This is a genomic window from Halobacillus sp. AWH4_228, from assembly GCF_056158365.1.
This window is the reverse complement of sequence record NZ_JBSWTE010000001.1, coordinates 1,278,687-1,291,529: the sequence shown is the minus strand read 5'-3', so window position 1 is coordinate 1,291,529 and position 12,843 is coordinate 1,278,687. Positions and strand designations below refer to the sequence as shown.

The following is a 12,843-nucleotide window of genomic DNA, read 5'->3' as shown; positions in this document are numbered from 1 at the left end:
CCTTTGATCTAGAGTTGCTGCCCGTATTTCGTTCACACGATCCCGCTGCGCTTATCGATAGTGCCTGCCGCGGGAACGGCCTCAGCTAACATGAACAGGCCCCTTTTTTAATGATTCACATAATAAGCCAGTGTCCTCGCCATGACTCCTGTAGGTCCTTCAGGCCCAAGGGCGTGCCCGGATTCTGCTACAGACGTTCCGGCAATATCGAGATGCACCCACGGAATCCCCTCTGCAAATGCTCCGACGAACGCACCTCCCATGATCGCGTGAGCTTTGCGTGTTGGAGAATTATTCAAGTCAGCAATCCTGCTTTTCCTTACCTGAGCTTTATAATCTTCGTTATACGGCAGAAGCCAGATCCATTCTCCCGTCTCCTGACCCGCCTTTTCGATTTGTTTATAAAAGGACTCGTCATTCGTCATTGCCCCTGTCATCCATGATCCGAGGGCCGTGACTACTCCTCCGGTAAGCGTAGCCACATCAATAACCCTGTCTGCCCCTTCTGAGCGGGCATACGTTACAGCATCGCCCAGGGCCAGACGCCCTTCGGCATCTGTATTCAGTACTTCAATGGTTTGACCACTCATGGAAGTAATCACATCATCAGGTTTAAATGCTCCACCGGATATCATGTTATCGGTAGATGGAATCACGGCCATGACGTTCTTCTCAGGCTTGATGCGCCCTATGGTTTCCAAAGCTCCGAGAACAGCAGCAGCGCCTCCCATATCCCCTTTCATACCAGGCATGCCTGTTTTCGATTTAATGGAATAGCCTCCTGTATCATACGTTATGCCTTTTCCTACAAGAGCGGTCACATCCTTCCACTCCTCCAATCCTTGATACTTTAGAACAATCAGCTTTGGCGGCTCTACGGAACCCTGGTTTACAGCGAGGAGCGCTCCCATCCCCAGATTTTCCATATCCTCTTTCTCTAGGATTCTGGCATCGAAACCAAACCGCTCTGCCATTTTCAAGGCTTGTGCGGCGAGTTCGGATGCTGTAAGAATGTTGGAGGGAAGATGAACCAGCTTTCTTGCTGTATTGGCCCCTTCTGCATAAGCCATCCCTTCCACAATCGCTGCTTCCATCGTATTTTGATCAAACAGAGCAGAAAAAACAGACAGGCTCTTCAGCCGTTTGACTTCATCCGATCCGGTTTTATAATTTTCCTGCTTATAAGTTGATAAGCCGATCGCTTCTGCTAACAACGCCGTCCACTCTTTATATTTCTGACGATCAGGAATTAGGGTCTCCAGCAAAAGGGAGCACTGCTCCACCCCTTGCGCCTCAATCTGCTGAAAAGCCTGCCCCCACAAGTTTCTCCTGTCGGCTTTTGTCATCATCTTTCTGGATCCAAGACCGATACATAAGACCCGGACCATTTGATTCTCATAGGGAACAATCAAATGGTCCACTCGGCCCGGCGGGGGTTGAACGAGACCACTTTTTAAATAATCCGCTGTATGTAATCCTGCTGCATCTTTTATCTTCTCTGCCAGAATGCTTTGATCCTCATCCGCGAACACCCCGACGACAAGGGGGTCTATGGGTTTCCACTTCTGTGTTATTGTCAACATAACGCCACCTCCTTCTCCAGTATACAAGATCTGCATCCGTCCTTCCTTATGAAGGGACGTTCTATCAGAATGTATGATATAATGTTTTTGTTTATAAGCAACAAATGACTTACATAAAGATCAATCATCTCGATACCCTGCCGGATGAGAAAGGATGTTACAATGCTGTTAGATTTACTGCAGAACTTCCCCCTCTGGGCCTCCATCGCTGCAATCGTTTTTGCCCAGGCGGTAAAAGTCCCCATACAATTTATTGCTTCCAGACAGTTCAATGCCACCCTTGCCTTCAGTACAGGAGGTATGCCGAGCAGCCACTCTGCCGCTGTAACAGCTCTGGCTACGGGCGTAGGGATTGAGCAGGGCTTCGATTCATCCATTTTCGCTGTCGCCTGCGTTTTCTCCATCATCGTCATGTTCGACAGTACAGGTGTCCGACGGCAGACAGGGGAGCAGGCCATCATGTTAAACATCTTATTGAATGATTTTAACCGCTTCGTCAGTGAAGCGAAAAGCTGGCAGCAGAAAGAAGGGTATCAGAAAAAAGAGGAATTGAAAGAGCTGCTCGGACACCAGCCCATTGAAGTGTTCTTCGGGGGCCTGACCGGTATCCTGCTTACATTCCTGCTTCATTCTCTGATCTATTAAATAACAAAAACACTTCCGCCATCAAAACGGAAGTGTTTTTTTATGGTTTGATTGCAGACCGGAATACCTGCTGAGCTTCATTTTCATTCAAAGTGGCCAGTTCTTCTTCCGTCAGCTGGCCTTCTCCTTCTTTGATCACGTACACGTCCAAGGTTTTCTTTCCCCATTGGTCATACACATCCTCCACGCTTGAGAAATAAAGATCCAGTTCCTCCCCTTTAATAGCCCCTCCAATATCAGCCACCACTCCATACCCGTACCCGGGAATAAAAAGGATGGTCCCTAAAGGAAACACGTTCAAATCAGCAGCAATCGTGGAATACAGGTCCCTCGTTACATTCACCCCGGAGAACGTAATGCCATAGGCCGGATGTTCAGGCGTTTTCCCCGTCGATTCAAACCCGGCTGTATAGCCCGTAGCGGTAACCTGACGGCTTTGATACTGGGACAAATCAATCGACTGCTCCAGCGTCTGGACCGCCTCAACAGCCGCGCTTTTCACCTGTGGATCTGGATCTGCAGTTGTGTTCCTGTCTTTTATTTCAGCTGTCATCCATTTCCCCAAATCAACTAAAGATAGATTTGTTACATAAGAAGCCGTACTCACCACAGCCCCTGCGAATAAGAAAGGAAGAAACAGTCTTTTCGTACGTCCTGAAAACATGTCATCACCTCTAGATGTAAGCATGTCCAAGACCGGTCATTTTATTCAAATAATTGAATCAAAAGAAGGGGCATCGATCCAAAGATCGATGCCCCTTCTTCTCTTCTCAGAACATTTGATAACCGCTTTTCCTCAATTTCTTTATGACAATGCCGGCTGCAATGGTCCCGGCAAAACCGCTGGTCAGGATCACAACGTCCACGACACCTAGACGGCCGAGCTGTTTAAACACAGTTGGAAAGGCTGTGCCAGGCTGTGAGAAATACTCCGTCCACGGAAAGTTATCCACGATAAACAACACGATGACAGGATACACGATGGACATGATCCAGGATGAGCGCAGAATCATATTTAATAGAAAGGATATCCCGAAAAACAGTACAAAAAACAAAAGAATGGATACAGCAAATTGGACAATATTCAACGTCGCTTCCCCCTACTCCCCTTAAAAGGGACGTGCAAATCCATTATTCATTTTAAACCGCTTCCTATGAAAGCGCAAGCATATCCGGATGTACGAAAAACGCGAAAGCATGAACTGCTTTCGCGTTTCCTATATCTTTTAGAAGTTAAAGAAGTTCAACTTCCCTTTCTTCAGAACGAGCGGAAGGCCGCCTAATTTTAGAAGATAGCGGTTGTCGATGACTTTCTTCATGGCAGTCGCTGACCAGCCGAAGAGTTTCTTATCATCAAAGACAACACCGATGGCATCATTGTGCCCAAGGGAAGCAACCGTACCTTGAATGTTAGGCTTGAATGGCTCAAGGTGATCGTCACCTTTCACGAGACGGGTAAGGTTTTTCGCTGTATGCTCCGCTTCCTGGATGGCAATCTGCGCTGTCGGAGGATAAGGGCGCTCCGTTTCCTCATTCATAATGAGAGCACAGTCCCCTACAATGAATACATCATCATATCCTTCTGGACGAAGATCATCACGAACCGGGATACGTCCGCGGTTCGCTTCGAAACCGGCTTCTTCAACCAGTGAGTTTCCGCGTACACCGGCCGCCCATACGACGGTGTTCGTATCAATTTCTTCACGCTGTTCGTCTTTTTCGAAAACCAATTTATTTTCGGTTACTTCTTTGATCATCGCACCGATTTTGAACTCGACACCGCGCGCTTCCAAAGAGTTCATCGCATATTCAACAAGTTCAGGATCGAAACCTGGAAGAGCTGTCGGGGCAGCTTCTACGTTGACAATACGCACTTTGTCACGTGGAACATCGTATTCCTTGCATAGTTCAGGGATACGGTTCGCCAGTTCACCAACAAATTCAATCCCTGTAAACCCGGCACCGCCGACAACAATGTTCAAGCGCTTCTGCTGTTTTTCAGGTTCGTTGTTGTACTTCGCAAAGTTGTATTCGATATGCTGGCGGATCAGACGAGAGCTGTTGATGCTGTTGATTGTGTACGCATGCTCTTTAAGTCCAGGGATACCGAACGTAGCCGCTTCGAATCCAAGCCCAATGACAAGGTAGTCATAAGAAAGTTCGCCGTCTTCAAGGATCACCTTTTTATCGGCCGCTTTAATATCTGTCACTGTATCCTGAATGAAGTTGACTTTGCTTGTATCCACAACATCTTTGATTGCGATACGTGTGCGGTCATGGTGAAGCGTACCTGCTGCGTTTTCATGCAGCCAAGTTGTTTGATAGTGGTAGCTGTGCTTGTTCACAAGTGTGATGTTGGCATCGTTCGCCCCAAGGCTCTTCTGAAGTTTGACAGCTGTCATGATGCCCCCGTAACCGGCACCGATAATGACAATGTTCGGATTCTTCATGAATAATCACTTCCATCTCGTATTTTTTTCCATCCGTCACCTATATCATTGTGACCTGTTTCACACAAAAAGACATTAAAAAAACCTGTTGAAATCAGGCGAAAAGTGTCACAAATCATAACTATATGGTCTATCATCATCTTAGACCTTTTTCCCCTTATTTTCAACCCAAAATCAAGTTATCAAAATTATTGAACAATTGCCGCCTTTGGAAAGGTTTACATATGTTCAGTGTTCCCATTGCAAATTTTTTTATGATAGAATAAATTTTAGTGAAATTTTTTTCAGGAGGTTTATTATGAGCGATAAAATATACGATATTACAGTCATTGGCGGCGGCCCCGTCGGTCTGTTCACAGCTTTTTACGGTGGAATGCGTGAAGCGAGTGTCAAAATCATCGAAAGCCTCCCGCACCTCGGAGGGCAGCTGACCGCCCTTTATCCGGAAAAATACATTTTTGACGTGGCCGGCTTTCCTAAAGTCCGTGCACAGGAGCTGATTGACAACCTGGAAGAGCAGGCCATGGCATTCAATCCGACCATTGCGCTTGAGGAGGAAGTCATCCATATAGAACGGATGGAAGACGAGTCTTTAAAACTGACCACGAACAAAGATGTCCACTACACGAAAACCGTGATTGTCACAGCTGGTAACGGAGCATTCCAGCCACGGAAACTTAAAGTGGACGATTCCGAACGGTTTGAAGATACCAACCTGCATTATCACGTCAGTAACATGGACAACTTCCGTGACAAGAACGTAATGATTGCCGGCGGCGGTGATTCTGCTGTCGACTGGGCACTCATGCTGGAGCCGATTGCCAAACAGGTCACTCTTGTCCATAGAAGAGATAAATTCAGAGCTCACGAACACAGTGTGTCCCAGTTGAACGAATCCAACGTCAACGTCATGACCCCCTTCACTCCTGAGCAGTTTATCGGGGAGGAGCGCATTGAAAAGGTCGAGCTTCAAGAAGTTAAAGGCGAACGTACAGAGACGATTGACGTTGATGATGTCATCGTCAACTACGGGTTCATTTCCTCCCTTGGCCCCATCAAAGACTGGGAGCTTGAAATCGACAAAAACAGCATCGTTGTAAACTCCAAAATGGAAACGAACATCAAAGGCATCTATGCAGCCGGCGATATCTGCACCTATCCGGGTAAAGTAAAACTGATTGCATCCGGTTTTGGTGAAGGACCGACAGCTGTCAACAATGCGAAAGCCTATATCGATCCAGGAGCGCGTGTGCAGCCGAAACATTCGACGAGCATGTTTTCCTAAAGAACTAAAGCTGCAGAGAAACCCTGTGTTTTTCTGCAGCCTTTTTTTCATCCAGTCAAAACTGAAAAAAGTTCTGATGCCCTCCCACTTCCGGTTGTGATTGAGAGTGGTTGTTCCCATAAAAAAACCTTCCGTGAGCCGGAAGGTTGGAATCTATCAGCAGTTCGGGTCTGGTGTTCCAGCGTTCGCCGCCGTTTTAAAGGAAGACCCGCAGCCACAAGAAACGATGGCATTCGGATTATCGATCGTGAAGCCTCCGCCCATCATATTTTGTTTATAATCAATGGTCGTACCTTCTACAATCGCCGCATCCTGACGGTTGATGACAACAGGAATACCGCTGGAATCTTCAAGAAGATCAAGTTCTTCATTAATCTCATCCTCGAAGCCCATCGCATATGACAATCCACTGCAGCCGCCGCCTTTTACACCGAAGCGGAGACGGACATCTCCACCCTCTTCCTTCATCATCTCTTTGATCTGATGACCCGCAGCTTCTGTAATGTTCAGAATCATACCAAGCCTCTCCTTTCTCTTCTTCTTTTCAGTATACTAAACCGGCCTGCTTTTTATCAAACAGCAGCACCTGCTCATCCAAGTAAAAAGACACCCTTTACCGGGTGCCTCTCATTGTATTGAAATAGTCATGCCTTTTCACTTGTTACAGGGTTTCGTCCAAGTGTTGATAAATTTTATCGACTAATTCTTCAGGCGAATCGGCAATGACACGTTCTCCTTCAACAAGGGCATAATTGCTCTGCGAACAAAGACCGCAGTTTCTCAAACAGCCGTAATCCATCACATCAAGATCCGGATCTTTTTCCAGTTCATCCTTAGCTTTCTGGGAGCCTTCGGCTAAATTATTGATACAAAATTCGATCAATGGATTCATCCACGTCACCTCTTTTTCGGAAGAACCCTGTGCCTTACGATTTTATCATACGCTGGTGGTTCTGCGTTAGGAGTTACTGACCTGTTGAAGACCATGTTCTTCCAGAGATTTGCAAATCGTCTTCAACCTTGGATTTCCTTCCGCCACGATTCGGTCTTCCACCAGCACCAGCGGGTAAAACAAGTCATCATTCAACAGCTGCTGGACGATTTCCATATCCACACCTTCCTGGTTTTCTGTATGGATATCAAAATAGTGAAACTGCAGGCTCTTCTCCCCATATTTTCTTGTTAAAGCGGCCTCCAGCCACTCATAGGTCTCTTTTGAGCCGGGAGCGTTCACACAGCTTGCACATTTCACTTCCGCCCCGTATACATAAACGCGAACAACCGGTTGATTCATGAGGCCCTCTCCCCTTTTTTATACGTACTTTCATTTTACAAAAGAAGTGGAAAAAGATAAAATGATAATAGTTCTCAATCCAAAGGAACATAAGCAGAGACCATAGATTTTTTCGTCACTTCGTTTTATAATGATACTATAAGAAAGGGGAAGATTGAACATGCATGAACAGGTTCAAGAAGTACTGAACAAACTTCGCCCATTTTTACTTCGTGACGGTGGAGACGTTGAGCTGGTGGATGTAGAGGATGGTATTGTACGTCTGCGTCTTATGGGTGCCTGCGGGAACTGCCCAAGTTCAACCATCACTTTGAAAGCAGGTATTGAGCGTGCGCTTTCTCAGGAAGTCCCTGGCATTTATGAAGTGGAGCAGGTTTTCTAAAACAGATAATCAGAAGCCCGTACACGTTGTCGTGTACGGGCTTCTTTTATCTGGAAACCGGACTGAGCAGCGGCTTCTCCTCGAAGTAACGGACAACATTATCCAGACAGAGACGCATCATCTTATAACGGGTCTCTTTCGTTGCCGAGCCGATATGAGGAAGACAGACAACGCCGGGCATGGAAACGAGCGGGTGGTCGGCTCTGATCGGCTCTTGTTCAAACACATCAAGACCGGCACCGGCGATCTGCTCTTCTCTGAGCGCTTTTTCGAGTGCTTTTTCATCCATCAGTGCCCCCCGGGATGCATTGATAAAGATTGCGGTGTCCTTCATCTTTTGAAAAGCCTCCGCATTGAACATATGCCGGGTTTCATCCGTCAGCGGAGCCAGGCTGACCACATAATCCGCATTCTCCAAAAGCTCATCAAACGATGTATACCTTGCGCCGATTTCACTTTCTACATCCTTTTTTCTGGAGCGGTTGTGATAAAGAATGTCCATTTGAAAACCTCTGGCTCTCCGTGCCACGGCTTCTCCTATACGCCCCATCCCTACGATTCCGATTGTTTTATGATGCACATCCGTTCCGGCAAGCAGTAAAGGAGACCAATGGTTCCAAGCGTCCTCCTTAATATAGTTCCCTGCCTCCACAATCCGGCGGGCAGCGGCCATGAGCAGACTGAACGTAAGATCGGCCGTCGTTTCTGTCAAAACATCCGGGGTGTTCGTGATGGCCGTCCCCATGTTCTCTGCAGCTTTCACATCCACATTATCGTAGCCAACCGCCATATTGGCAACAATCCCAAGAGAATTTCCAGCGCCCAGAAGCTCCTCGTCCACCTGGTCGGTCAGCATCGTTACGAGCCCGTCCACGCGACCCGACTTAGCTAAAAGCGTCTCCCTGTCGACAGCTTCATCCTCTTCCGGCCACATCTCAATGTCCAACTGCTCCTGATAAGGTTCAACAACTTCTGCCGGCAGACGGCGGGTAATAAAAATTGACGGTTTCCCCATAACAGCATCTCCACTCCTTTTTCTTCCAGTGTAACACATAAGAAAAAGGGCACGTTTTTTCACGGAGAACCCGGACTTTTGATATAATGAACATAACACCAGTCGTTTGTGAAACAATAAACGCGGGTATAGTAACATCGCGACCAAAGAGAGAGCAGGGAGGTAGTTCGCTATGGCAAATGAGAAGAAAGTATCCAGTCTTGAAAAAACAGCACGGGAATGGCTGACAGAAAGAGGCGTCACCATCGACGATATCGCCGATCTTGTCTATTATCTGCAGTCGAAATACCATGATGACCTATCGATGGATGAATGCCGGTTCAATGTAAACAAAGTCCTCACCAAACGGGAAGTCCAGAACGCTGTGATCACAGGGATCGAGATGGACCGCCTGGCTGAAAAGAAAATGCTTACAGAGCCGCTTCAATCCACCATCGAAGTGGACGAAAGCCTGTATGGAATCGATGAAATCATTGCTTTTTCCATCGTCAATGTATACGGATCGATCGGATTTACCAACTACGGCTATATTGATAAGCAGAAACCTGGAATTCTCCAGAAACTGAATGATAAATCTTCCGGCGAATGCCATACATTCCTCGATGATATTGTAGGAGCCATTGCAGCAGCTGCTTCCAGCCGGCTGGCCCACAGCATCGTAGGCGACAACGAAGATGACGAATAGAACGTACCCACACCAGGCAGCTGCCTGGTGTTTTTTTAATCCAATGAAACTTCTCTGCCCTCCATCACGTATACATAGGAAAAGGAGGCGGATAACGTGAAGACGCTGCGTTTAAAACTTGTATGGATCCTGCCGTTGATCATCATTGCAGCAGGAGTTGTGCTTTTATTCTTTGAAAACTATCAGGAAGTTACGGAGCCTGCCGATCAGGACTGGAGCAGAGATTGGGAGATTGGAGAAACAACCGCTGTTAAGCAGCCCCATATCCAGAAGACAGACGATGGCATACAAATCTCTTATCTCACGGAAAGCGGTATTACCCGGCATACCTATGATGACAACTACACTGAAATGGATGAGAAGCAGTACACGATTCCCGTGGATAAGTTCACAAGCTTTTACATAGAAAATGACAAACTCCTCTATTCTGATTACTACAGCTTATACCGCGGGGATACAGAAGAAAAACTAACGGATATTGACGGCTTTATCCCCACATCCTCGGCTGCGCTTTACCAAAAGGAGAACGCCCTTTACACCATAGATCCAGCCAATTATGAAAGCAGGCAACTGATGACACTCACCTCCAGTGATTCCAAGGTGAGAACGTCAGAGACGGATGAAGGCACTTACCTTATGGAAGAGTACACAGACGAGGAAGGCCGTCACCTGCACTTCTTTGAACACGTGGACAATGAGGTGAAAAAGATCGGAGAAGCCGCTTTTCTACCGTCCGGTTCTGAAAGTATTAAGGACATCCAGTTTACAATACAGAACAAGGAAGCCACTGTTCTTATATCGACAGTCCAGAAACAGTCCGCTTCCGGTCAGATGGAAAACCATTATTATTACGGAACCACTTCCTTTCAAGAACCTTTAAAGACCACCAGCCTTTCTTTTATTGATCCCGTCTCTTCGAAGCCTCTCAAAGAAATATCGGATATGAGTCTGCATCCTCAGAAAGAGGGAACCTCCCTGCTGTTTAAAGCGGTCGGGGACACCAATACAAGATTCGGTGAAAACAGCCAGTTTAACATTTATAAAGCCCCGCTCGGTACTTCCGGGGTTGAAGAAATCACACGGATCAGCAACACACCGGATCTGTCCACCCACCCGGTCCAAATTCAAGAGGACAGTGTAGTCTGGGTCGATAAAGGCGGGGACAGTCACAAGCTTCTCTTATCTTCCCAGAACCCTGAAATCATCGAGAAAGCTGACACATGGAACTCCCGTGTCCTTTTAGGAGCACTGGGAAAAACAATGGGGATGCTTTCCTACAGCTTTTTCGGACTCCTCATTATGACCTTCTGGTATATATGGCCGCTTTTGTTCCTTGTCATTCTTATGTTTGTTAAAAGAGACGCGCTGGACCAGGATCGTACATGGATTCTGCTCACGGGTATCGCCATTTACCTGGCAGCCGCCATTCTTGTGCGCAGTCCCTTATTTTCAGAAAAGCTCCTTGCCAGAGCCCCTGATTATTTAAGCTTCCCCTGCAGTCCTATCCTTTTCATCCTTGGTTTTGCCCTGATCGCCTTTGGAATTCTGAAAACCGGTGCGAAACAGAGAGATTGGTCAATCCCTGTTCAGATCACCTACTTCATCAGTGTTCACGTCGCATTGATCACTATTTTCTTCGGCCCTTACGTTTTATAAAAAGGCTCTGTTATTGCTTGGTGTTGTTATTTAACATATGAGCTCCTATCACCCCTTTCTGTCATGGGATTTGCATGAGGCGGCCTTGGGAATGACTCCCTTTCCGTGGGGTACCGTGAGCCTCCTCAGGCTGCGCCTTCCGGGGTCTCACGATGTACCTTCATCCCACAGGAGTCTCGCCATTCCCAAGGCCGCCTCTTCAAAGAAGGGTAGTTAGAAAGGACATAACCGAAGTCCGTTACACCACTACGAAAGGGATGGCAGGGAAAACAGGTAGACTCCTGCGGGAAAAAGGAACAAGGTGAGACCCCGGAGAACGAAGTTCGAGGAGGCTCATCGTTCCCCGCGGAAAGCGGACGGTTTTCCCTGCCATCCCATGCTCTGAGTAAACAACGGACCGGACCCTAATTCCAGACGGAGACGATTTAGTAATCATTTAAAATATCAACAACAGACTTTAACAGAGCTTATAAAAAAATCACCACCTGCCCCATGAGGCAGGTGGTGATTTTTATTTATTCTTTAAGTTCAACTAACCACTCGTGTAAGTTCAGCTTTTTATAGGTAGGCTGATGGGTATGAGCTTCTATCTCATGGAATGAGCTCAGTCCGGTTTCCACCATCAACGTGTCCACCCCTGCTTTCATCCCGGCGAGGATATCGGTGTGATAGTTGTCGCCCACCATCAATACGTGATCCGCCTGAAGCTGCAGCTCCTTTAAAGCCCGCTCCATAATGATCGGCTCCGGCTTACCGACAAAGACGGGATCCACACCTGTACTAACAGCAACAACACTTGTCATGGCTCCGTTTCCAGGCAGCATCCCCTTATCCGTCGGAATGGCTGTGTCGCTGTTCGTACTCACAAAACCGGCTCCCTTCCTCACTTCGAGGCAGGCCCTGGCAAGCTTGGAATAGGAAATTTCCCGGTCGATGCCGATGACTACAAAATCTGCCTCCTCCTCCACAAGGATATGGCCCCGGTCTGTAAGAGCCTTATGAAGACCTTCCTCCCCGATTACATACACTCGTGCCTGCTCCTTCTTCTCCTTGATGAAGTCAGCCGTTGCTAAACTGCTTGTATACACTTGATCAGGCCGGGCTTTCACACCAAGCTTGTTTAATTTCGCTGCAATCTGATCCTGCGTACGGGAGGAATTATTAGTCAAAAATAAAAAAGGGACCTGAAGACCGATCAGATGGTCAATAAAGTGCGAAGCCCCGTCCACGGCCGCTTCCCCTTTATACATCGTCCCATCCAAATCCACCAGGTATCCCTGATAATGTTTCATCAGGCTTCCCCTTTCGTAGTGTTTTTTGAAAAAGCGGATACAGGACCCAGTTCGTGATCGAGGTACATGCGGATCCGCTCCGGGAAAGCTTCCAGTGCATGTTGATGCGTCGCCCACGCACGTTCGACAGCCTCATGATCCACCTCTGTATACTCGTGGACGATCATCTTCCTTAACTGAATGAACTGTTTAAATGCTTCCTCATGTTCAGCAGGAAGAACCTTTTCATCCAGCAAAATATCGATAATATCATCATAACTGCCCGGATCACGCATAATAAAACCATCAATCATCATATTGCCGACATCTAGTACAGCCTCGACAGTAAGGTGTGTCAAACGCTCCAGTACAAGCTTCTCCCGGAATGAGGAAAACCCCTGCTTTCTCACTTCTGCTTGTATCGTTGCCATATAAGATAAGATCTTTTCGATTTTCTCCCGATCCACAAAATACATGTAAAATCCTCCTGACTGTTAAAGTCCATGCTACCGTTATCATACCACAACTATTTTCGGTCGATAAATTCCAGCGTAATGGATATACTACCTGATAACTA

The 12,843-nt window shown here is 47.1% G+C and carries 15 protein-coding genes; 5 read left to right on the top strand and 10 right to left on the bottom strand.

The window, feature by feature from the left end; all coding sequences use genetic code 11:
• Positions 1-107 precede the first annotated feature (107 nt).
• Entirely contained in the window at positions 108-1,583 is a 1,476-nt protein-coding gene (locus tag ACXADP_RS06360) for a leucyl aminopeptidase (protein WP_474971112.1), read from the bottom strand.
• Between the two features lie 162 nt (positions 1,584-1,745).
• Between ACXADP_RS06360 and ACXADP_RS06355 the strand changes: the two genes are divergently transcribed.
• Positions 1,746-2,228, top strand: coding sequence for a divergent PAP2 family protein (locus ACXADP_RS06355; RefSeq protein ID WP_474971111.1), 483 nt, complete (start codon positions 1,746-1,748; stop codon positions 2,226-2,228).
• A gap of 40 nt (positions 2,229-2,268) precedes the next feature.
• Here ACXADP_RS06355 and ACXADP_RS06350 read toward each other — a convergent pair whose 3' ends face one another.
• The 3 genes from ACXADP_RS06350 to ACXADP_RS06340 all read right to left on the bottom strand — a co-directional run bounded on the left by ACXADP_RS06350 (position 2,269) and on the right by ACXADP_RS06340 (position 4,678).
• Entirely contained in the window at positions 2,269-2,892 is a 624-nt protein-coding gene (locus ACXADP_RS06350; protein WP_474971110.1) for a 3D domain-containing protein, read from the bottom strand.
• Positions 2,893-2,998: 106 nt separating this feature from the next.
• Positions 2,999-3,316: a YuiB family protein gene (locus ACXADP_RS06345; protein ID WP_474969287.1), complete on the bottom strand. Its 318-nt coding sequence runs from the start codon at positions 3,314-3,316 to the stop codon at positions 2,999-3,001.
• A 138-nt stretch (positions 3,317-3,454) separates the two neighbouring features.
• Positions 3,455-4,678, bottom strand: a complete 1,224-nt coding sequence (locus ACXADP_RS06340) for an NAD(P)/FAD-dependent oxidoreductase (RefSeq protein WP_474969288.1) — start codon at positions 4,676-4,678, stop codon at positions 3,455-3,457.
• A gap of 298 nt (positions 4,679-4,976) precedes the next feature.
• Here ACXADP_RS06340 and ACXADP_RS06335 point away from each other — a divergent pair, with 298 nt between their 5' ends.
• Complete coding sequence (locus ACXADP_RS06335) at positions 4,977-5,963, top strand: NAD(P)/FAD-dependent oxidoreductase (RefSeq protein ID WP_474969289.1); 987 nt, start codon at positions 4,977-4,979, stop codon at positions 5,961-5,963.
• A 156-nt stretch (positions 5,964-6,119) separates the two neighbouring features.
• Here ACXADP_RS06335 and ACXADP_RS06330 read toward each other — a convergent pair whose 3' ends face one another.
• The 3 genes from ACXADP_RS06330 to ACXADP_RS06320 all read right to left on the bottom strand — a co-directional run bounded on the left by ACXADP_RS06330 (position 6,120) and on the right by ACXADP_RS06320 (position 7,257).
• On the bottom strand, positions 6,120-6,479 hold the full coding sequence (locus ACXADP_RS06330; protein ID WP_474969290.1) for a HesB/IscA family protein: 360 nt from the start codon (positions 6,477-6,479) through the stop codon (positions 6,120-6,122).
• A gap of 145 nt (positions 6,480-6,624) precedes the next feature.
• Positions 6,625-6,855 carry a YuzB family protein gene (locus ACXADP_RS06325; RefSeq protein ID WP_027956440.1) on the bottom strand — a complete coding sequence of 77 codons (231 nt, stop codon included), beginning with the start codon at positions 6,853-6,855 and terminating at the stop codon, positions 6,625-6,627.
• 66 nt (positions 6,856-6,921) lie between these two features.
• Positions 6,922-7,257 (bottom strand): YuzD family protein, encoded by a 336-nt coding sequence (locus ACXADP_RS06320; RefSeq protein WP_474971109.1) that lies wholly within the window; start codon positions 7,255-7,257, stop codon positions 6,922-6,924.
• Between the two features lie 160 nt (positions 7,258-7,417).
• Here ACXADP_RS06320 and ACXADP_RS06315 point away from each other — a divergent pair, with 160 nt between their 5' ends.
• Positions 7,418-7,639 (top strand): NifU family protein, encoded by a 222-nt coding sequence (locus tag ACXADP_RS06315; RefSeq protein ID WP_244713039.1) that lies wholly within the window; start codon positions 7,418-7,420, stop codon positions 7,637-7,639.
• Positions 7,640-7,685: 46 nt separating this feature from the next.
• On the opposite strand, the gene ACXADP_RS06310 is transcribed toward ACXADP_RS06315, so the two are convergent.
• Positions 7,686-8,654 carry a 2-hydroxyacid dehydrogenase gene (locus ACXADP_RS06310; protein ID WP_474971108.1) on the bottom strand — a complete coding sequence of 323 codons (969 nt, stop codon included), beginning with the start codon at positions 8,652-8,654 and terminating at the stop codon, positions 7,686-7,688.
• Positions 8,655-8,826: 172 nt separating this feature from the next.
• On the opposite strand from ACXADP_RS06310, the gene ACXADP_RS06305 reads away from it, so the two are divergent.
• Entirely contained in the window at positions 8,827-9,339 is a 513-nt protein-coding gene (locus tag ACXADP_RS06305) for a phosphatidylglycerophosphatase A family protein (protein ID WP_474969293.1), read from the top strand.
• A gap of 96 nt (positions 9,340-9,435) precedes the next feature.
• Complete coding sequence (locus tag ACXADP_RS06300) at positions 9,436-10,995, top strand: hypothetical protein (protein ID WP_474971107.1); 1,560 nt, start codon at positions 9,436-9,438, stop codon at positions 10,993-10,995.
• A 515-nt stretch (positions 10,996-11,510) separates the two neighbouring features.
• On the opposite strand, the gene ACXADP_RS06295 is transcribed toward ACXADP_RS06300, so the two are convergent.
• Positions 11,511-12,287: a TIGR01457 family HAD-type hydrolase gene (locus ACXADP_RS06295; protein WP_474971106.1), complete on the bottom strand. Its 777-nt coding sequence runs from the start codon at positions 12,285-12,287 to the stop codon at positions 11,511-11,513.
• Positions 12,287-12,742, bottom strand: a complete 456-nt coding sequence (gene hepT, locus ACXADP_RS06290; RefSeq protein ID WP_474971105.1) for a type VII toxin-antitoxin system HepT family RNase toxin — start codon at positions 12,740-12,742, stop codon at positions 12,287-12,289. The genes ACXADP_RS06295 and hepT overlap by 1 nt, the downstream gene beginning before the upstream one ends.
• Positions 12,743-12,843: the final 101 nt, after the last annotated feature.